Raw genomic sequence first — 19,922 nt, 5'->3', positions numbered from 1 at the left:
AGAATCTTAGCCCCTTTTTTTCTCACTCTTTCCCACCCAGCAAACTATCTTGCCAATCTTTCAACTCCTTCCATTTTCCTTGATATGCCATTAAAGCTTGTCTCGCCCAAGTGCTCGGATTGTGCATAGCATAGTTTTCTCCACCAGCATCCAAAATTGATTGTAGTTTTTCAGTTGAAGCTTGCGACAGATTTTGCCATGTTTTTATTCCTGCTTTAACAAATAAAGATTCTATTTTTGGACCAATTCCCTCTACAATTTTCAAGTCATTTTCTTTTATTTTCTTTCCTAAAGCATCTGAGGCCAATGATGCCTCAAAAGGAATTATTGTTGGAGCAATGGTTTTATTTTTGATCGCAAGTTCCGTTTCTAATTTTAAGATTTTTGCATTTAAACTTCGTGTATGGACTTTGCATGCATCTAAATCAGATTGAAGAGATGCCGAAAGTAAATTGTCATTCTTAAAGTTAATTTTTCCTAGGATGTAACCTAAAATCCCGCAGATTACACCTAGTGCTATTGGTATTACAACATAAGGTACATTCATGATCGCTATATTTTAGAATTTTAATTATAGTATATTTCTAGTTATGAGAAAAAGTTTTACACTCATAACCAGATGTTTAATGAGGTTTTTAATACTATCAAAATTACTTAAAATAACGATGGCAACATGTTAAGAATCAGTTATTTTGACAACTTACTATTTTAGGCAGAATTAAATAAATTAACTTATTTTTCATTTTTTATAAGCGTGAAGGCTTGATTAAAATGAGTAACTTGCATAAAAAATAATCTACGTTTAAAATGGTCGAAATAGAAAGAAAGTTTCTTGTAAAATCGAATGATTTTAAGAGCCAAGCCTTTACTCAGAATAACATTGCTCAGGGCTATTTAAGTTCTGCTCCAGAGCGCACGGTAAGGGTTAGAATTAAAGGACACAAAGGCTTTTTAACGATAAAAGGAATAAGCCATGGTGGAGGCATGTCTCGTTTTGAGTGGGAAAATGAAATCCCGTTAGATGAAGCGCAGGAACTGCTAAAATTATGCGAAAAAGGTAAAATTGAAAAAACGCGTTATGAAATAAAATCGGGAAATCATGTTTTTGAAGTCGATGAATTTTATGGCGAAAACGAAGGTTTGGTGATGGCTGAAATTGAGTTGAGCTCCGAAGAGGAAGCTTTTGATAAACCAGAATGGTTGGGCCAAGAAGTAACCAACGACGAAAGATATTATAATGCTTATTTAAGCAAAAATCCATATAAAGACTGGCAAAAATAAAATGGCAGAATCAAAATACGACCTTATAATTGTAGGAGGCGGCCCCATTGGTTTGGCTTGTGCAATAGAAGCTCAAAAGAAAAAATTAAACTATTTAATTATAGAAAAAGGCGCGATCGTCAATAGCATTTTTAACTATCCGTTATACATGACCTTTTTCTCTACTGCGGAAAGATTAGAAATTGGAGAGATTCCGTTTAACTGTCTGGCCCCAAAACCTGGGCGTCAAGAGGCTTTAGAATATTACAGAAATATTCACCGATACTTTAAATTCAATATTAATTTATTCGAAAAAGTTCTTGATGTTCAAAAGGATAACCAAATCTTCAAGATTACAACTGATAAACAAAATTACGAAGCTAAAAACGTTGTAATCGCAACTGGTTTCTATGACATTCCGATCGAAATGAATGTTTTAGGAGAAAGTTTGCAAAAAGTTCGTCATTATTACAAAGAAGCACACGAATATGCTTTTAGAAAAGTATTGGTTGTTGGAGCTAATAATTCTTCTGTAGATGCCGCTTTAGAATGTTGGCGAAAAGGAGCAGAGGTTACAATGGTAATTCGTAAAAACGAAATCAATAATCGTGTGAAATATTGGGTGAAACCTGATGTTGAAAACCGTATTGCAGAAGGAAGCATTAAGGCCTATTTTCAATCGAATATTACTGAAATTCGAGAAAACGAAGTCGAAATTGAAACGCCAGAAGGAAAAGTTACGATCGAAAATGATTTTGTATTAGCATTAACAGGCTATAAACCAGATTTGAATTTCCTAGAAAAAATGGGAATTAAGCTTTCTGATGATGAGGAGAAAATTCCGTCGTATAATCCTGAAACAATGGAAACTAATATTGAAGGTGTATTTCTTGCGGGAGTAGTTTGCGGTGGAATGCAGACGCATAAATGGTTTATTGAGAACTCAAGGATTCATGCTAATCTGATTGTAGATTACATCAGCTCTAAATAAAAAAATAAGCCCCGAATTTCACGAATTGACACAAATTTTAATTTTATTCGTGGAAATTAGTGAAATTCGTGGCTAAAGAATTTTAAGAACTGCAAGACAGCATAGAGCATCCAACCTTAGTTCTCGCCCAATCTGGACGTTTTGCAAACCATTTTTCAGATTCCGGCTGTTCATCGTACGGGTTTTTCAAAAGCTGAAATAATTCATTAACTAGAGAATAATCTTCTTTATCTGCCGCATCAATAGCCAATTGTGCCATGTAATTTCGCAACACGTATTTTGGATTAATTTGATTCATTTTTGAAGCTCTTTCTTCGTCTGAAAGTGATTCAGCATCTAATCTTTTCAAATAAACAGCAAACCATTTTTGCCAAGCCTCTAGAATATTTTCTCTTATTTCTTCTGGAGTATAAAATGCGTATTCTATTTTTTTAATTGCATCTTCAATTGAATCTGTTTTTTTAATCTGACTTAGATTTCTAAAAAATATAGTCATATCAGTTTCTGACAATTGTAAAATCTCCTCTAATCCTTTTATTATTTTGTCATCAGTTTCACTTGAAGTAAATAATCCTAATTTACTTAAAAACATATTTTTATAATCAGATTCAAATTCAGTGATAAACGAATCTAGGATTTTTTCTAAAGGAGCAGCTTCGTTAACTAAAGGATAAAGCGCATTGGCTAATTGAAATAAATTCCATTGCGCAACCGAGGGCTGATTTGCGAAACGATATCTTCTGTTTTGACTGTCTGTTGTGTTTGGAGTCCAATTTGGATCGTAGTTTTCTAACCAGCCGTACGGACCATAATCAATCGTGATACCGTGAATTGACATATTGTCGGTATTCATTACACCATGAACAAATCCGACGCGTTGCCAATGCAAAATCATTTCGCGCGTGGTATCGGCAACTTTCTGAAAGAACTGTAAATATTGCTCTTTTGGTTCGCCTTTTATCTCAGGAAAATAATGCTTGATGGTATATTCTACAAACTGTTTCAAGTTTTTTAGCTCATTTCTAGCCGCTAGCATTTCGAAGCTCCCAAAACGAATAAACGATGGAGCAACACGACATACAATTGCACCTTTTTCATATGCAGGATTTCCATTATACAAAACATCTCTTAAAACTTGATCTCCTGAAAGGGCAAGTGAAAGCGATCGGGTAGTGGGAACACCCAAATAATGCATAGCTTCGGCACATAAATACTCTCTTATCGAAGAGCGTAAGACAGCCAAACCATCTGCAGTTCTTGAATAGGGAGTTTTCCCTGCTCCTTTCAATTGGAGAGTGAAAAACTGACCATTGTTTTCGACCTCAGTCAAATTGATTGCGCGACCATCTCCTAATTGTCCTGCCCAGTTCCCGAATTGATGTCCTGCATAACACATGGCGTAAGGTTGCGATTCTGGTAGAATTTCTTTTCCAGAAATCACATTTAGAAATTCTTCTGATTGAATTTCTTCCTTAGAGATTCCAACCAATTCTGCCACTTCTTCAGAAGCGTGAATCAATTTTGGATTTGCAGGTTTTATCGGATTTACATAAGAAAATAGCGTGTTTTTGACTTGACGAACTTCATTAGTCAAATCTGGATCGGCTGGTAATTCAGTAGTAAAACGATTTTTTATTTTAAGATTTTTCATTTTATTCTTCTTTCTTTTTTGCCACAGATTAAAAAGATTAATGATATTTAATCTGTGGCTTTAACTTAAATTAGCTGATTAATCTGTCAGCATACATTTTTTTAAGTTTTTGAATTTTCGGATCAATAACCACTTGGCAATATCCAGCTTCTTGATTTTCATTATAATAATTCTGATGATAATCTTCAGCTTCATAAAAAACTTCAAAAGGTTTTAATTGCGTTACAATTGGATCTGCATAAGCTGGTTGTACTTCTTCAAATACTTTTTCTGCTATTTCTTTTTGTTCATCATTATGATATAGAATGATAGAACGGTATTGCGTTCCGCTGTCGCCACCTTGACGATTTAAAGTTGTTGGATCATGACTTGTCATGAATATGAAAATTAAGTCATGATATGAAATTATGTCAGGGTTGTAAGTCACTTGAATCACTTCAGCATGTCCGGTTCTACCTGTACATACTTCGCGATAAGCTGGATTCTTTATAAATCCGTCTGAATAACCCGATTTTATAGATTCTACACCGTTTAAACGCTGAATTACAGCTTCAATACACCAAAAACATCCGCCACCAAAGGTAGCTACTGATAAATTTCCCATAAATAATGCTTTCTTTAAATTTAATGCCTATTAATTCGATAGGATATTATGATAATTTATTAAAAAAAAGTTCTTTTAACTAAAAATACCAAACGGTAATGTAGTGTTTGAAGTTTAGTATTGATAAATTCGCAATTTTATAAAAAAACTATATATTTGCAGTCAAACACAAGGCACAACTAATGAATAGCAAAAATAGTACCATGACCCTGGAAACTTATTTTCAGGAATTTAGACAGAATATTGTTGGTATAAACCAAGAATTTACGTCACCTTATGGCAGAAAATCAATAATTTACACCGATTGGACTGCCAGTGGAAGATTATATCGTCCTATAGAGGAAAAACTACTAAATCAATTTGGCCCTTTTGTAGCCAATACACATACTGAAACTACTGTGTCTGGTACTGCTATGACAAAAGCATACCACCATGCAAGGCATATTATTAAACGTCATGCTAATGCAAATAATGATGATGTTTTAATCACGGATGGAACTGGAATGACAGGAGTTATCAATAAGTTCCAACGTATTTTAGGCTTGAAAATTCCTGAAAACTTGAAAAGCTTTACAAATGTTCCTGCTGAGAAAAAACCAATTGTTTTTATTTCGCACATGGAACATCATTCGAATCAGACTTCTTGGCTGGAGACTATTGCAGATGTTGAAATTATTCCGTCCTGCGAGAAAGGGCTTTTCAATTTAGAAAATCTTGAAACTTTATTAGAAAAATATAAAGATAGAACGATAAAAATCGCTTCTATCACGGCATGTTCAAACGTTACGGGTTTGAGAACTCCTTTTCACGAAGCGGCAAAATTGATGCACCAATACAATGGTGTTTGTTTTGTTGATTTTGCTTGTTCTGGTCCTTATGTAGAAATTGATATGCATCCCGCAGACCCAGAGGCTTATTTGGATGCTATTTTTATGTCTCCACATAAATTCTTAGGCGGGCCTGGGACTTCTGGTATTTTGATTTTCAATAAGAAATTATACAATAATATGATTCCTGATTGTCCTGGCGGAGGAACGGTTAGCTGGACAAATCCGTGGGGTGAACATAAGTATATTGACAATATCGAAGATCGTGAAGACGGTGGAACTCCTGGTTTTTTACAAGTTATAAAAACTGCTCTTGCCATTGAATTGAAAGAAGAAATGGGAATTGAAAATATAATGGAGCGTGAGCACGAAATTGTTGATTATGTTTTCTCTGAATTGGATCCGGTTGAAAATATTAAAATTTTAGCGGGACAGCATAAAGAACGTCTTGGTGTTATTTCATTTTTTATTGATGATCTTCACTTTAATTTAGGAGTTAAGATTTTAAATGACCGTTTTGGAATTCAGACGAGAGGAGGATGCAGCTGTGCAGGAACTTATGGTCACTATCTATTGCATGTTGATCAAGAGACTTCTAATAAATTAGTTAATGAGATTACTATTGGCGACTTAATCAAAAAACCAGGATGGATCAGAATGTCGATTCACCCGACTACAACGGATAAAGAAATTGCTTTTGTCTGCAAGAGCATAAAAGAATTAGCTGCCAATCATAAAACTTGGGCTTTAGATTATTCTTATGATAAAAAACGTAATGAGTTTATTCATAAAGATGCAACTTCGTTTGAAGATGAATTGGTTGAGAGCTGGTTTAAGTCTTAAATAATTTCAAAAGATTTTTTGCCACAGATTATAAGTATTAATGCTGATTTTTAATTCTTATAATCTGTGGCTTTATTTTTTGTACAGCAGCGTTCGATCAGAGGTTTCACTGAGTTTGAAAGTTTCTTTGAGTTAAATGTTAGTTGCCTTTGAGACCACAGAGCTAATTTATGTAAACAAATCTTTGTGCTTTTATAAATCACATAATAAGTCGTACGCCTCCAAGATCAGCTACTCGGTACGAAAATTTATTTCCAGGAGAAGCAATGAACATAAAGTTTTTTGGAATGTTCCATTTTTGAGATAATTCATCTATCATTTCTGGGCCAAAAACACCATCTATTTCGATGTATTCTATGTCGAGTCCACCGTAAGCGCGATCTAAAACTTCTAAATCTTTTTTGAGCGCTTCGTTGTCTACGGTGTCTTTTTTAACGTGCACAATTTTTAATTTCTTTGTGGTTTCGTTGTCTTCCACATATTGCAAAACTTTATTTAAGATGGTAATGTCGTCTCCCTTGGTAAAGAAAACGAATTCTTGAGAATTGATTTCAGAACTAAGTTTTTCTAAATAACGATTGCTGAGAATAACCATTTTACGTAATGGTTGGTAAAAATATTCTAAAGCTTCAATCAATAAACGTATTAAGGTAACACGATTGAGCATTATTCCTATAAAGATTAATGCGGGAATCATATATTTTAAAAAAGTGTAAAATGAATTGATATTCAGAAACATATTTCCAAAAAATGCGGCAATTACAAAAGCTACAGCAGTAACAACGGCAATACCTTTTGCACGTTCTGGTCTTGGCAGTTTTCTGCGTTTGTATTTTAAAAGGAGATTTCCAATTCCGAAAAGCGCCATAACAGCTAAGAATGAAAAAGTATAAACTCCAGCTAAAGATTCTAAATGTCCATTTGTAGCAAAAAGAACGGATAAGCAAAGAATTAAAAAACTTAGAACAATTCTATAATGTGAACCTCTTTTGTTTTGTTTTAAAAAATAGTTTGGCAAAATTCGGTCTAACGTCATACGGTTTAAAAGCCCAGAAACGCCGACAAATGAAGTTAAAACGGCTCCACACAGTACCATAACAGCGTCTATAGATATAAGCCACGCCAACCATGATCCGCCGGTAGTTTCTCCTAAATGCGCTAGAAGCGATTCTTTGTTTTTTCCAACTTCTGTCAGCGGAATCACGCTAATCAACAAAATAGCAATTACAGGATTAAAGAAACTTACAATTCCCCACATATTGCGAAGCGTTTTAGAAAAAACACCTTGTTCTTGTTCTTCAACAAAATTGGCAGAACTTTCAAAACCAGAGATTCCTAACATGGCAGCGGAAAAACCAAGAAATAATGCCGTCTGTATACTTCCTGAAGCAATTGGAGTTTGCCAATTGATATGAAAAGTATCTAAACCATGAGTCAAAACAAACCATATTGACGCTAAAACGAGTAAGGCTAAAGTTCCGATATGAGTCATGAAAATAATAACGGCTACAAAAGCAGATTCTCCGATACCAAGAATAGCTAGCCCTGTAAACAAAATTAAAACCACGACTGTGGCGATGGTAACATTTAGACTTTCAAAAATCCCGTGCAGATAGTGCATACCTTCAGAAGCTGAAATTACAGCGGTTGCCATATAAGACAAAACAGTGAGCGTTGCAGCTAGAGATGCTAAACGTTTTGTAGAAGTGTTTAGCAATACATTATAAGCTCCTCCGTTTAAAGGGATTGCACCTACAACTTCGGCATAAATTTTCCGAAAAAGAAATAATACGACAGCAACAATTAGAAGTGAAATCCAAGCATATTGCCCTGCATACAAAATGGTTAAAGCGGAAACATACAGGCAAGAGGAACTAATATCGTTTCCGCAGATTGCAGTTGCCTGCAATTGATTTAATTTTTTGTGTACGATTTCTTTCATCAGCATTTAGGATTAACACTTATAGTAAAATTTAGTAACAAAATAATTAGAATCTAGTCTGTGGCGAATATCGGAGCTTTATTTATTCTGAAATTGTCTTAATGCTGATAGGGCTTGGGTCTGAACTTTCTTTTGAAAAAATCCTGTCCAACCTAACAAATAACCTGTCAGACCAAAGGCTTGCTTAGACCATTTCCATACATCAAAATTATCGGTGTGCTTAATAATTAATCCGTCTTGAAAAACAAATTCGGCTCCAATTCTATTGATCACTTTTCTATTTGTTTTACTAAAATTGTAAGTAGCAGTCCAACTTGCTGAACCAATAGAATCATCTGCTTTTACGTTTGAAAATTCAATTTTCAAATCGCCTTTACTTTTTGAAAGTAACATCTCCCACATTTTAGAAACTTGTCCTTCTTTTAACAAACCAAAAGCTGGATCTATAAAATGCACTTTAGGATGATAACATTCGCTCATTGTTTTGGCGTCCGCATTCGTAAAAGCAGTATAAAATTTTGTGATTAAGGCCTCATTTGAATTCATAAAAAAAATTTATGTTAAATATAAGATTTATTATATTAAAAAATCATTACAAAACACTAATTTCTTTAGCTGTGTCAAATGTTTTTTTAGATTTATCAAATGCTGTCGAGAAGTACTTCATTTTGCTATAAGCTGTAAAATAACCTGTTAGATTTCCGGAAATATCGGGACCTCCAGAAATTATAAATCGTATTGCATAAATATCTGTCTTCTTAAGCTTTAGCCATTCTGCTGGTGTAAAATAATAATATGCCGTTGTTTTGCCATCTGCCAATTCTTTTACGTTCTTGTCTGTGCAGGCAATAACATCAGCATTTGTCAGATCCACATAAACTCCACCGGCAATTTTTGCTTTATCACTTGCTGTAGAAATAGTTAATTTTAAAATACCTCCTTTGTCCGTTTTAGCAATTTGAACATTAATTTCGCCAGAGTAAGCATATTTGTCACAGATGAAAGTGTATTCTTGTGTCGCTGGATAAGGAGCGGAACCCTTTACACTCATAGTTTGCTGTGCTGAAGCAAAAGTTGAAACAAATAATAATAGGAGTAGAGGCAGTTTAAAATTCATATATATAGTATTTATTGTTCGGCTAATTTAGCATCAAATTTCTCATCCCAATCCATAGATTTTATGGATGAAACAAGATTATCTTCATTTACAAAAATTCGTAATTCTTTATTGGCCACTTTCTTGGTGTACAAAGCATGATAGCGGTAAATGACTTCGTGTTTGGTTTTGTATACTCCGTCTAATTTTAAATCTATAAAACTTCCATAATATTGTCTAAATCTTTGACAGGTTTTGGTTAAACGCTCTTCTGTAGTGTTTTCCATAACCGACTTCGTTACTTCAGTTTCATTAAAAGGTTTAAATTTTGAAGTGTTACACGTTTCTAGTACTCTCTTTCCTAAATCATACGCTTTTCGCTGCTGATTTGCATTTATTTCTGCGCCAGAAACTTTTTTTATTTTTAAATCTTCTGTGTCTCTACTTACTGTTTTCGATTTACATCCAATTAATAATAACAACAAACATATAATCAATCCTGCTTTCTTCATAACTATTTAAGTAATTTTTAATAATAAGTTAGGATCGGGACAATTTTCGATATAAAAGTTCAAGTCTTTTGTGTTGCATACTCCAGGATAGTCTCCCCAATAATCTCCTATATTATGGATGATTTGAAAATGGACATGCGGTGCGTAATCGCCATTTACTGAGGCATTTCCTAAAGTCGCAATCTTTTCGCCTTTCTTAAATTGGTCTCCGATATTTAAATTTTCTATACTTTCTAACGATAAATGTCCGTATAAAGTATAAAATTTTTGATTTTCTATATTATGTTCCAATATAATTGTTGGACCGTAATCGCCTAAACCAATATTGTTTTTAAAACTATGAACTATTCCGTCAAGTGCAGCAAGAACAGGAGTTCCAGCTTCTGCCCATAAATCTAAACCAATGTGAATGTTACGTTCGGGTTTTGAAGCGTCTAAAAAAATAGAACTTCTTTGATATAAAAATCTTCCTTCTATATAACCTCCAAATGCAACTTTGGCGTTATTTTCTTTGAGAAAATTTGAAATGTATTTTTCAAAATCTTCTGAGGTGTTTAATTTCTGATTTACCAATTCTTGATTCGAGACCGATAAATTTAATGGCGTATATTCAGAAATATTAATTGAGGCATCAATAACTTTAGTAGGTGGTAGGGCGTTTAAGATGGAGGCAAGGGGTTTCATAAAATTAGGCTACTTTATTTATAATTATTAATTCATTATGGTTTTCAATTCGGGGAAGCATTTTGGTTTGAAACAATTTAGGGTTTACTTCAGCAACATATTTTCTATTTCTAACATTGTGCGCTTCATCTAGTATCATGGTGTTGAACAAAACAAAACCATCGTCTTTTAGAATAGTGCAAACTCGATCTACAAAAAACTTTTCAAACAAAAAGTTCGGCATGTGTGTATCTTCAAAAATGTCAATAATGATCAGATTGTATTTTTCCTTTGTTTTTAGTACAAATTCAAAAGCATCGTCTATAACAACTTCTAACTGCTTAATTTCGTTAAGATTAAAGTACTGATTAGCAATCTGGATCATTTCGGGATCAATTTCCACTCCCGTTATTTTTTGCTTGTATTCGATCTCATCTACTAATGTCTTGACGACGCTTCCGCCTGCAACTCCTAACAATAAGATGTGTTTCATTTCTATAATTTTCTCATATCCAATATTGCGGAGTCCGTATCTTAATATGCGCTGTAAACTTCCATAAGAATAATTTGTATTTTCAGTGTCTAATACTAATTCCCCATTTGCCCATGTGACTTCGATCATTTTGCTTCTGGCTGATTTTTTCTTAAATATTTTTATTGGAATTATGTAACTGAAAAATTTTCGAATCATTTTTTATGCTTTTACTCAAATTTACCATTAAATCTTTTATTTTGCACCAAATATTGAATTTTTAATGAAAAAACTATTGTACAAATTCATATTTTTCAAGCTAATGGGTTGGAAAATAGTAGGTGTAGAAAATGCCGAAGTTAAAAAATGTATATTAATGGTGATGCCGCATACGAGTAATCATGATTTTTATATAGGACTTTTGACTCGCGGAATCTCAGGCTTACAAATGAATTGGGTTGGAAAAAAAGAATTATTTCGTTTTCCGTTTGGTTATTATTTTAGAAATGTGGGAGGAGAACCTTTGGATCGATCAGGAGGATTAAATAAAGTAGATTCAATTGCCGCTATTTTTGATCGTAAAGAAGTTTTTCGTTTGGCAGTTGCTCCAGAAGGAACCAGAAAAGCGGTAAAGGAAATAAAAACAGGATTTTATTTTATAGCGCTTAAAGCGAATGTGCCAATTGTTCCCGTAGCTTTCGATTGGGGTAAAAAAGAAGTAAATCTTGGTAAGCCGTTTTATCCAACTGGAAATTATGAAGCCGATTTCGAAATTTTGAAAAAACATTATGACGGGGTTTTAGGAAAAATAAATGAAAATGGCATAAAACTCTAATTTCTGAGAATTTTTCCGAACGCGTGAGAATCGCGTATTTGAAAATTTTCTGAACCGAGAGTCAAATACGCGCTAAATTTTGCATTATGGAGAATAGGCTTTAAAAGTGCCATTTTTGTAAAACAAGACGATTTTTTCAATTTCGCTATCTTCTAAATTAAAGTTTACATTTTTAGGGCTTGCTGTCTTTTTGATTTCTTTTTTCTCTTCTTCATTCACTTCAATAGCAGAAAATAAATCAGTGCCAATATTTCGATTGGATGAAATAGGAGAAGGGAGATCGAAAACTTCTACAGTTGCAGGTTCTTCGTTGTTTTTGGGAAAAATTCCTTTTCCGATCAAAATCCAATATAAATCTACGTCTGGAAAGACCTCTAGAATTTTCATTACAAAATCTAAACTTGGTTTGTTTCTCCCTGATAAAAGATGGGACATGCTAGAACGCTGTACGCCAATTTTATCTGCAAAGGCAGATGCATTTAAACCATAATACTCTAATACGGTTTCGAGCCTTTTTACAAAATCATCGATGTTTACCATTGTAAATTTATGTTTTAAATCAATGTGTTTACAAATGTAAATAAAAAGAAAGAGTCTTGCAAAATAGCTGTTGCAATTTTAATAAGACTTTAGTTTTATGTTAAATATAAAATTTAGATAAAAGATTATAATTAACTGAAATTTATTTGTTTATAAGTTTTATGCGTATCTAAATATCTCTTTTGAAATGAGTTATAGACTATGCTTTCAAATACTGCAGTAAACTGTTTACAAATCTAAATTATTAATTTTTCTTTTAGTTTACAATTGTAAAAATAAAGATATTTACTTTTGTAAACTAATCAAAACACAATGAATTTAGAATATCTTTTTAAACAATACAAAGAACAGTCTATCTCTGGAAGATACCTTACTTTAGATCATATTGCACCACTTTTAGATAAGCTAAACACTAATGGTCAGGTTGAAATTATCGGAACCTCTGTTTTAGGAGAACCTATATATAGTTACCAAATCGGTACTGGAAAAACGCGTGCTTATTTATGGTCACAAATGCACGGGAACGAAAGCACTACAACAAAGGCTTTATTTGATTTCATTAATTTACTGAATGATAATACTGATTTTGCTAAACAAATGCTAGAAACTTTCACATTCTATTGTATTCCAATGCTTAATCCAGATGGTGCAAGGCTTTATACTAGAGCAAATGCTAACGAAATAGACCTTAATCGCGATTCTCAAGATTTAACACAACCGGAAAGCAAAGTGCTGCGTGAAGTATTTGAGAAGTTCAAACCTGATTTCTGTTTTAATCTTCACGATCAGCGAACGATATTTGGAGCAGGCACAACAGGAAAACCAGCTACAGTTTCTTTTTTAGCTCCTTCTTATAATGAAGAGAGAGAAGTAAACGAGAATCGATTAAAAGCCATAAATATCATTGCAGGAATCAATGAAGAGCTTCAAAAATACATTCCAGGACAAGTTGGTCGATTCGATGACTCGTTCAATATTAATTGTATAGGAGACACTTTTCAATTTTTGGGCGTTCCAACTATTTTATTTGAGGCAGGCCACTTTCCAGACGACTATGAACGCGAAATAACTAGAAAATTCATCTTTTTCTCGTTAATTTTAAGCTTCAAACAGATTTTCGAAAACGATTTAGTTAATAATAGATTTGGTGAATATTTGAATATTTCACAAAATAATGTGGTTTTTTATGATTTTATGTATAAAAATGTCAAAATAAATTATGATGGTATCGAAATTATTACGAATTTTGTCGCACAATACAAAGAAGAATTAATCGAAAATAAGATTCATTTTAATGCTTACATCGCAGAAGTAGGCGAATTGGAAAATTATTTTGGTCATTACGAATACGATGCGAAAGGTGCAGAATATTCGGACGATTTCGAAAATTTTCCTAAAACGGGTCAAAAGGCAAATTTTTATTTAAATAAAAATGTTAAATTTGTTAACGGATTAATAAAAAGTTAATTTTTATGTGAATTTGTTGTTTTTTATATATAATTTTATACTTTGTAATAGCAATTAGTAATATTAATTAAACAATTATGAGTAAATTTCGTTTAGATGAAGTAGATCACCAGATTTTAGATATGTTAATAGACAACACGAGAGTTCCGTTTACTGACATTGCAAAAAAACTATTGATATCTGCTGGTACAGTACATGTTAGAGTTAAAAAGATGGAGGATGCCGGTATTATCATGGGATCTTCATTAGCCTTGGATTACGATAAATTAGGTTATTCATTTATTGCTTATGTTGGAGTTTTCCTTAATAATACATCTCAAACTAAATTTGTATTAGAGAGAATTAATCAAATTCCATTCGTAACTGTAGCTTCTGTTACTACAGGAAAATTCAACATCTTTTGCAAAATTAGAGCAAAAGACACTAAACACGCGAAAGAAGTTATCTTTATGATTGACGATATTGACGGCGTTTACAGAACAGAAACAATGATTTCATTAGAGGAAAGTATAAACGATAAGAAGCGTTTGATGCATACTATTTTCAAAAATATGTAAGAACTTTTCTTGAATGCTATATTTAAATATAACCTCAAGTTTATTCTTGGGGTTTTTTTATGACTAATTAACCAACCAACTATAACACGATTATGTATACGTTGCCAAAAATTGAACGTTTTAATCAAGACGTTCTCTCAAAATACCACATTTATAATAGTGTTTTTATAACATTACCCTTTGATTCTATAGATAATACAGGAGTTTTACTTCCGTTATTTACAGAAACGTGCGAAACAGGCTTTAAAAAACAGGAAACTCCAAAAGAAATCGTTGATTTCTTCTCAAATAAATTCTTAAGTAACGCTTCTGAAGCTGAAAAAATCGATCTTATGTTTCGATTTATTCAATATATTGAGCGCCAAATTGTATTGTTTGATGCGATTGAAGATGCTGCTTTTCCTGAAGTTAATAACATGGAAGGGCGTGGATCTCTTCGTGATATTAAAGAGAAATCAGACGCGAAAGAGAAAGATGATGAATTGAGCGAATTCCTAGAGAGTTTTAATGTTCGTACCGTTTTAACGGCGCATCCAACTCAGTTTTATCCTGGTCCAGTACTAGGAATTATAAATGACTTGACTGAAGCAATTCGTCAAAATGATTTGCTGCAAATTAAACAATTGCTAGCTCAGTTAGGAAAAACACCTTTTATTCAGAAAGAAAAACCAAACCCTTACGATGAAGCGGTAAGTTTAATTTGGTATTTAGAAAATGTATTTTACGCTACAGCAGGAGAAATTGTACATTATCTGCAAAAAAATATTTTAGAAGGAAATCCAATTCATAATCAATTGATCAAACTTGGTTTCTGGCCAGGTGGTGACCGCGACGGTAATCCTTTTGTTACCACAGACATTACATTGAAAGTAGCAGATCGTTTACGTACTTCAATTTTAAAGTGTTATTATGTGGAAATGAGAAATTTAAAACGTAAGTTAACTTTCTCAGGTGTAGATACTTTAGTTGCAGAACTTGAACATAAACTTTATCGTTCTGTATTTTATTCTAAAGGTGATATTTTTATCACATTAGAAGAACTGCTAACCCAATTGAATAAAATTCGCGCTATAATTATTGAGAAACATCAGTCATTATATTTGGACGAATTGGAAGCTCTTTTAGTAAAAATCAATTTATTCGGTTTCCATTTTGCAACTTTAGATATTCGTCAGAATAGTAAAATTCACAATGTTGTTTTCAAAGACGTAGTAAATTATTATTTGGAATCAGGCTCAGATATTTTTCCTAAAAATTATTATGAACTGACAGAAGATCAAAAAATTGGTGTCTTATCAAAAGTAAAAGGAAATCTAAATCCGGCTGATTTTGAAAATGAAATTACGAGATATACGTTAGAATCCGTTCAAGCAATCAAAACAATTCAACAGAATAATGGTGAAGAAGGAGCGAACCGTTATATCATTAGTAATAATGAAAGCGCTTTGAATGTTATGGAGACTTTTGCTATGATTCGTTTGAATAACTGGGAAAAACCAACCGTTGATATTATTCCACTTTTTGAATCTGTAGATGATTTGCAAAATGCTCACACTATTATGGAGCAATTGTATACAAATCCAGAATATGCGAAGCATTTAAAATCTAGAGGAAACAAGCAAACTATTATGCTTGGGTTCTCTGACGGAACAAAAGATGGTGGTTACTTAATGGCCAACTGGAGTATATATCAAGCTAAAATTTCGTTGACTAAAATTTCTAGAGAATACGGAATTAAAGCGATTTTCTTTGATGGACGTGGTGGACCTCCAGCTCGTGGTGGTGGAAAAACGCATAAATTTTATGCTTCTCTTGGACCAAAAATCGAGAATAATGAAATCCAAATTACAGTTCAAGGTCAAACGATTAGTTCTAATTTTGGAACTTTGGATTCTTGCCGCTATAATATTGAAAACTTATTGAGTGCTGGTGTTACCAACCAAGTATTTAGTAAAGAGAAAAATGAATTGAGCGCTGAAGAAACTCAAATTTTAAACGAGCTATCGAATTTGGGTTACGAGAAATATTTAAGTTTCAAAAATCACCCAAAGTTCATCCCGTATTTAGAAAAAATGAGTACGCTCAAATATTATTCTAAAACAAACATTGGAAGCCGTCCTTCGAAAAGAAGCAAATCTGAATCTTTAGATTTCGCAGATTTAAGAGCAATTCCATTTGTAGGTTCTTGGAGTCAGTTAAAACAAAACGTTCCTGGATTCTTTGGAGTAGGATCGGCTTTAAGACATTTTGAAGAGTCTGGACAATGGGACAAAGTAAGCGACTTGTATCATAATTCATTATTTTTTAAAACATTGCTTGAAAACAGTATGATGTCATTAGCAAAATCATTCTTGCCATTGACAGCATACATGAAAAATGATCCTGAATTTGGTGAGTTCTGGCAGATTATTTACGATGAATTCTCAGAAACAAAACGTCTTTTATTAAAGATTGCTGGACACAAAACTTTGATGGAAAATTATCCTGACGGTATTGCTTCAATCCAAATTAGAGAGCGTATTGTTTTACCATTATTGACAATTCAGCAATATGCTTTATTGAGAATCAATGAATTAAATAAAGAGCAAACTCCTAATGAGGAATTGATTAAAGTGTATGAAAAAATCGTAACAAGATCTTTATTTGGAAACACTAATGCTAGTAGAAACTCAGCTTAAAAAAATAAAAAAATGAGAGCATCAGAATTATTAGACAGTGAATACTCTGGACATTTTGGAACTTATGTAAAAGCAGCTGGTGATGGGGTTTTAATTGAAGAATTAGAAATTTCACTTCATGCATTTATTCGATTTGTTCAAAATATCCCTCTAGATAAATTTGATTATCGCTATGCAGAAGGCAAGTGGACAATTAAAGATATTATCCAGCATGTTATCGATACAGAGCGAATTTTTGCTTATCGCGCTTTGCGTTTTTCTAGAAATGACAAAACGCCTTTGCCGAGTTTTGAAGAAAATGATTACGCAGACAATACAGATTCAAATAAAAGAAGTATTCAAGAATTGCTTACTGAATTTTCTGCTGTAAGACATTCAACTTTATTGTTTTACAAAAGTTTATCTGATGAACAGTTGAAAAGAATAGGTACAGCATCTAATAATCCGATTTCTGTTCGTGCTTTAGGTTTTGTGATGATTGGACATGCAAAACATCATCAAAAAGTTTTTGAAGAAAGATATTTATAATATCAATTTATAATATAAGAAAACCCGACAGATTTTTAAAAATCTGCCGGGTTTATTATTTAAAAGAAAACTAGATTATTTCAATTCCAACTTTTTTAATCGCGAAGTAATAGCTCCAATATTTCGACCTAATGTAGCTGCAATATCTTCAATTTTTCTTCCTTCCTTATAAAACTGCATTAATTTTAAATCTTCTTCTTTATCCCATTTTTTGTAGGCTTCAGCATGTTTCTGTCGAATTTCTTCAACGGAATAAGACTTCTCTTTTTCTTTATTAATATTGTGTTTCTCCAAAAAGGCCAAGCCAAATCGAATCTTATCGTAAGACATTTTTTCTTCGAAATAATCAAAGTAAGGTCTTAATGCATTTGGATTTTCTAACTCAACTTGTGCTTTTGCTATTTGCGAAACTTCTTCTTCAGAAACAAATTGACTTAAATCTAAATCATATCCATCAACATATAATTTCGCCAAATGCGAAATAATTGTAGTTTGGCTCAAATCTCGCTGTTCTGCGATTTCTTCTACCGAAACGCCATTTTCAAATAACTCTAATGTTTTCTTGTAAGTATTGTCTTTTTTCTCTTTTTTGACAACCGATTTATTTCGCTGAAATTCTATAATTGCTTTTATGAACTCGTCACCATATTTTTCTAGCTTCGCTTTTCCGACACCTTCAACAGCAAGAAATTCTTCATCTGTCATTGGTCTTAAAATTTCCATTTGCCTTAACGATGCATCACTAAAAATAACGTATGCCGGAACTTCTTCTTCTTGAGCAATTTCATAACGTAATTTTCGAAGTGTTTCAAAAAGAGAATTTTTAACAGCTTTTGGTTTTGCTTCTTTAGCTTCGCTTTTGTCAATTACTTTTTTGACAACAGTTGTTAATTTTACTTTTTCGCCCTCAAATAGAACTTTTTTCGCAAAAGGAGTAAGGAGAATTTTATTATGTTGGTGAAAAGCAATTTCGCAATATCCTAAATTAATCAGCTGAATAAGATACTGATTCCAATCGTACCAAGAAACGTCACCGCCAATTCCGTACGTTTTTAGCTCTTGATAATTTTTTTCATAGATATACGCGTTTCTCGAGCCTCTTAAAAAATCAACAATTACAGCTAGAGGTTCAGATTCTTTTAAACGCACAATGGCAGACAAAGCTTTTTGCGCGAGAATCGTCCCATCGAAAAAAGTTGGCGGATTTTTGCAAATATCGCAGTTTCCGCAATTCTCGGTAACCAATTCTCCAAAATAAGAAAGTAGAATTTTTCTGCGACAGCTTACAGCGTCGGCGTATTGTTTCATTCTGTCTAATTTTGCAAGCTGGATATCAGAGTTCAATCCTTCAGATGCAAATTTCTGCAATTGAATTACATCAGCATAACTTTCAAACAAAACTGTTTCGGCTGGCAAACCATCTCGACCTGCACGTCCAATTTCTTGATAATAACCTTCAATGTTCTTGGGAAGATTATAATGAATTACCCATCGAACATTAGATTTGTCAATTCCCATTCCAAAAGCAATTGTCGCACAAACAACCTGACAGTCATCATTAATAAACTGATCCTGAGTTTTAGCACGAGTCTCATTATCTAAACCTGCATGATACGCTTTAGCTTGAATTCCGTTTTTCTTCAGTTTTTCAGCAAGTTCTTCCGTCGTTTTACGGCTCAAACAATAAATTATACCAGACTCATTGGGTTTATCTTCTATAAAATCAATGATTTGCTTTACACGATCTAAAGCAGGACGAACTTCTAAACTTAAATTCTTACGATCGAAAGAAGCGATAAATGTCTTCGGATTCTTTAAATTTAACTGTTTCGATATATCTGTTCGTGTTGCTTTGTCGGCCGTAGCAGTCAATGCCAAGATTGGAGTAGAAGGGAAGCGACTTTTTAAATATCCTAAATTAGTATATGCTGGTCTAAAATCATGTCCCCATGATGAAATACAATGTGCTTCATCTATTGCTATCAAGCTAATATTCAATTCATTGAATGCCATGTCTAAATAAGAAAGACTTTCAGGTGCGATATAAACTAACTTAAAATGATTCGATTTTAAGTTATCTATATAGTATTGCTGTTCTTGCGATGATTGTGAGCTATTTATAAAACATGCAGCAATTCCATTGGTTTTTAAACTATCAACTTGATCTTTCATTAAAGCAATTAGAGGAGATATTACAACCGTAATTCCTGGTAAAATTAAAGCCGGCAATTGGAAGCATATTGATTTTCCTCCACCAGTCGGCATAATTGCCAGAGTATCTTGTCCAGCTAATATGGTATTGATTATCGTTTCTTGATTGGGTCTGAATTTTTCGAAACCAAAATTCTCTTTTAGTGTAGCGTGTAAAATTTCTGAAGTCATAGGCATATATTTTTTGCTTAAGATTTAAATATAAAAATAATCCTACAAAAATAAAAATATTAATTCGTTTAGTT

Annotated in this window: 19 protein-coding genes; 8 read left to right on the top strand and 11 right to left on the bottom strand. The window is 33.0% G+C overall.

All coding sequences use genetic code 11. The features are described from left to right. Positions 1-22 precede the first annotated feature (22 nt). Positions 23-547, bottom strand: a complete 525-nt coding sequence (locus tag ABTV69_RS16860) for a hypothetical protein (protein ID WP_433830804.1) — start codon at positions 545-547, stop codon at positions 23-25. A 260-nt stretch (positions 548-807) separates the two neighbouring features. On the opposite strand from ABTV69_RS16860, the gene ABTV69_RS16855 reads away from it, so the two are divergent. Beyond that, a complete protein-coding gene (locus tag ABTV69_RS16855; RefSeq protein ID WP_433830802.1) occupies positions 808-1,281 on the top strand; it encodes a CYTH domain-containing protein in 474 nt (157 codons plus the stop codon). A 1-nt stretch (position 1,282) separates the two neighbouring features. Then, positions 1,283-2,251 (top strand): YpdA family putative bacillithiol disulfide reductase, encoded by a 969-nt coding sequence (locus tag ABTV69_RS16850; RefSeq protein ID WP_433830800.1) that lies wholly within the window; start codon positions 1,283-1,285, stop codon positions 2,249-2,251. A gap of 82 nt (positions 2,252-2,333) precedes the next feature. Here the strand turns inward: ABTV69_RS16850 and ABTV69_RS16845 are convergent, their stop codons facing one another. Together ABTV69_RS16845 and msrA are read right to left on the bottom strand one after the other, a co-directional pair. After that, on the bottom strand, positions 2,334-3,902 hold the full coding sequence (locus ABTV69_RS16845) for a protein adenylyltransferase SelO (protein ID WP_433830798.1): 1,569 nt from the start codon (positions 3,900-3,902) through the stop codon (positions 2,334-2,336). Positions 3,903-3,972: 70 nt separating this feature from the next. Continuing rightward, the gene (msrA, locus tag ABTV69_RS16840) at positions 3,973-4,506 is read right to left on the bottom strand and encodes a peptide-methionine (S)-S-oxide reductase MsrA (protein WP_433830796.1); all 534 of its coding nucleotides are present in this window, start codon (positions 4,504-4,506) and stop codon (positions 3,973-3,975) included. Positions 4,507-4,688: 182 nt separating this feature from the next. Here msrA and ABTV69_RS16835 point away from each other — a divergent pair, with 182 nt between their 5' ends. Next, positions 4,689-6,176, top strand: coding sequence for an aminotransferase class V-fold PLP-dependent enzyme (locus tag ABTV69_RS16835; protein ID WP_433830794.1), 1,488 nt, complete (start codon positions 4,689-4,691; stop codon positions 6,174-6,176). 199 nt (positions 6,177-6,375) lie between these two features. On the opposite strand, the gene ABTV69_RS16830 is transcribed toward ABTV69_RS16835, so the two are convergent. The 6 genes from ABTV69_RS16830 to ABTV69_RS16805 form a co-directional block, all read right to left on the bottom strand. After that, entirely contained in the window at positions 6,376-8,118 is a 1,743-nt protein-coding gene (locus ABTV69_RS16830; RefSeq protein ID WP_433830792.1) for an APC family permease, read from the bottom strand. A gap of 78 nt (positions 8,119-8,196) precedes the next feature. After that, entirely contained in the window at positions 8,197-8,664 is a 468-nt protein-coding gene (locus tag ABTV69_RS16825) for a nuclear transport factor 2 family protein (RefSeq protein WP_433830790.1), read from the bottom strand. 46 nt (positions 8,665-8,710) lie between these two features. Beyond that, the gene (locus tag ABTV69_RS16820) at positions 8,711-9,235 is read right to left on the bottom strand and encodes a hypothetical protein (protein WP_433830788.1); all 525 of its coding nucleotides are present in this window, start codon (positions 9,233-9,235) and stop codon (positions 8,711-8,713) included. A gap of 11 nt (positions 9,236-9,246) precedes the next feature. Next, positions 9,247-9,726: a hypothetical protein gene (locus tag ABTV69_RS16815; RefSeq protein ID WP_433830786.1), complete on the bottom strand. Its 480-nt coding sequence runs from the start codon at positions 9,724-9,726 to the stop codon at positions 9,247-9,249. 6 nt (positions 9,727-9,732) lie between these two features. Further along, a complete protein-coding gene (locus ABTV69_RS16810; protein WP_433830784.1) occupies positions 9,733-10,410 on the bottom strand; it encodes a peptidoglycan DD-metalloendopeptidase family protein in 678 nt (225 codons plus the stop codon). 4 nt (positions 10,411-10,414) lie between these two features. After that, positions 10,415-11,080 (bottom strand): spermidine synthase, encoded by a 666-nt coding sequence (locus ABTV69_RS16805; RefSeq protein ID WP_433830782.1) that lies wholly within the window; start codon positions 11,078-11,080, stop codon positions 10,415-10,417. A gap of 64 nt (positions 11,081-11,144) precedes the next feature. Here ABTV69_RS16805 and ABTV69_RS16800 point away from each other — a divergent pair, with 64 nt between their 5' ends. After that, complete coding sequence (locus ABTV69_RS16800) at positions 11,145-11,696, top strand: 1-acyl-sn-glycerol-3-phosphate acyltransferase (protein WP_433830780.1); 552 nt, start codon at positions 11,145-11,147, stop codon at positions 11,694-11,696. Positions 11,697-11,780: 84 nt separating this feature from the next. On the opposite strand, the gene ABTV69_RS16795 is transcribed toward ABTV69_RS16800, so the two are convergent. Then, the gene (locus ABTV69_RS16795; RefSeq protein WP_433830778.1) at positions 11,781-12,236 is read right to left on the bottom strand and encodes a helix-turn-helix domain-containing protein; all 456 of its coding nucleotides are present in this window, start codon (positions 12,234-12,236) and stop codon (positions 11,781-11,783) included. 312 nt (positions 12,237-12,548) lie between these two features. On the opposite strand from ABTV69_RS16795, the gene ABTV69_RS16790 reads away from it, so the two are divergent. From ABTV69_RS16790 to ABTV69_RS16775, 4 genes are all read left to right on the top strand, one after another. After that, entirely contained in the window at positions 12,549-13,703 is a 1,155-nt protein-coding gene (locus ABTV69_RS16790) for a M14 family metallopeptidase (RefSeq protein ID WP_433830776.1), read from the top strand. 77 nt (positions 13,704-13,780) lie between these two features. Then, positions 13,781-14,260 (top strand): Lrp/AsnC family transcriptional regulator, encoded by a 480-nt coding sequence (locus ABTV69_RS16785; protein WP_008468989.1) that lies wholly within the window; start codon positions 13,781-13,783, stop codon positions 14,258-14,260. 92 nt (positions 14,261-14,352) lie between these two features. Further along, positions 14,353-16,938, top strand: coding sequence for a phosphoenolpyruvate carboxylase (locus ABTV69_RS16780; protein WP_433830774.1), 2,586 nt, complete (start codon positions 14,353-14,355; stop codon positions 16,936-16,938). A gap of 12 nt (positions 16,939-16,950) precedes the next feature. Further along, the gene (locus tag ABTV69_RS16775; protein ID WP_433830772.1) at positions 16,951-17,466 is read left to right on the top strand and encodes a DinB family protein; all 516 of its coding nucleotides are present in this window, start codon (positions 16,951-16,953) and stop codon (positions 17,464-17,466) included. 75 nt (positions 17,467-17,541) lie between these two features. On the opposite strand, the gene recQ is transcribed toward ABTV69_RS16775, so the two are convergent. Then, positions 17,542-19,848: a DNA helicase RecQ gene (gene recQ / locus ABTV69_RS16770; RefSeq protein ID WP_433830770.1), complete on the bottom strand. Its 2,307-nt coding sequence runs from the start codon at positions 19,846-19,848 to the stop codon at positions 17,542-17,544. Between the last annotated feature and the right edge of the window lie 74 nt (positions 19,849-19,922).

It is taken from the genome of Flavobacterium anhuiense, from assembly GCF_050990855.1.
GTDB lineage: Bacteria > Bacteroidota > Bacteroidia > Flavobacteriales > Flavobacteriaceae > Flavobacterium > Flavobacterium anhuiense_C.
This window is presented reverse-complemented; position numbering and strand designations above follow the sequence as displayed.

Excerpts from the sequence above, each read along its gene's own strand:
- ABTV69_RS16800 (WP_433830780.1), top strand. The coding sequence starts at position 11,145 with ATGAAAAAACTATTGTACAAATTCATATTTTTCAAGCTAATGGGTTGG.
- ABTV69_RS16835 (WP_433830794.1), top strand. The coding sequence starts at position 4,689 with ATGAATAGCAAAAATAGTACCATGACCCTGGAAACTTATTTTCAGGAA.
- ABTV69_RS16825 (WP_433830790.1), bottom strand. The coding sequence starts at position 8,664 with ATGAATTCAAATGAGGCCTTAATCACAAAATTTTATACTGCTTTTACG.
- ABTV69_RS16855 (WP_433830802.1), top strand. The coding sequence starts at position 808 with ATGGTCGAAATAGAAAGAAAGTTTCTTGTAAAATCGAATGATTTTAAG.
- ABTV69_RS16845 (WP_433830798.1), bottom strand. The coding sequence starts at position 3,902 with ATGAAAAATCTTAAAATAAAAAATCGTTTTACTACTGAATTACCAGCC.
- recQ (WP_433830770.1), bottom strand. The coding sequence starts at position 19,848 with ATGACTTCAGAAATTTTACACGCTACACTAAAAGAGAATTTTGGTTTC.
- ABTV69_RS16815 (WP_433830786.1), bottom strand. The coding sequence starts at position 9,726 with ATGAAGAAAGCAGGATTGATTATATGTTTGTTGTTATTATTAATTGGA.
- ABTV69_RS16805 (WP_433830782.1), bottom strand. The coding sequence starts at position 11,080 with ATGATTCGAAAATTTTTCAGTTACATAATTCCAATAAAAATATTTAAG.
- ABTV69_RS16860 (WP_433830804.1), bottom strand. The coding sequence starts at position 547 with ATGAATGTACCTTATGTTGTAATACCAATAGCACTAGGTGTAATCTGC.
- msrA (WP_433830796.1), bottom strand. The coding sequence starts at position 4,506 with ATGGGAAATTTATCAGTAGCTACCTTTGGTGGCGGATGTTTTTGGTGT.
- ABTV69_RS16850 (WP_433830800.1), top strand. The coding sequence starts at position 1,283 with ATGGCAGAATCAAAATACGACCTTATAATTGTAGGAGGCGGCCCCATT.
- ABTV69_RS16785 (WP_008468989.1), top strand. The coding sequence starts at position 13,781 with ATGAGTAAATTTCGTTTAGATGAAGTAGATCACCAGATTTTAGATATG.
- ABTV69_RS16810 (WP_433830784.1), bottom strand. The coding sequence starts at position 10,410 with ATGAAACCCCTTGCCTCCATCTTAAACGCCCTACCACCTACTAAAGTT.
- ABTV69_RS16790 (WP_433830776.1), top strand. The coding sequence starts at position 12,549 with ATGAATTTAGAATATCTTTTTAAACAATACAAAGAACAGTCTATCTCT.
- ABTV69_RS16830 (WP_433830792.1), bottom strand. The coding sequence starts at position 8,118 with ATGAAAGAAATCGTACACAAAAAATTAAATCAATTGCAGGCAACTGCA.
- ABTV69_RS16795 (WP_433830778.1), bottom strand. The coding sequence starts at position 12,236 with ATGGTAAACATCGATGATTTTGTAAAAAGGCTCGAAACCGTATTAGAG.
- ABTV69_RS16775 (WP_433830772.1), top strand. The coding sequence starts at position 16,951 with ATGAGAGCATCAGAATTATTAGACAGTGAATACTCTGGACATTTTGGA.
- ABTV69_RS16820 (WP_433830788.1), bottom strand. The coding sequence starts at position 9,235 with ATGAATTTTAAACTGCCTCTACTCCTATTATTATTTGTTTCAACTTTT.
- ABTV69_RS16780 (WP_433830774.1), top strand. The coding sequence starts at position 14,353 with ATGTATACGTTGCCAAAAATTGAACGTTTTAATCAAGACGTTCTCTCA.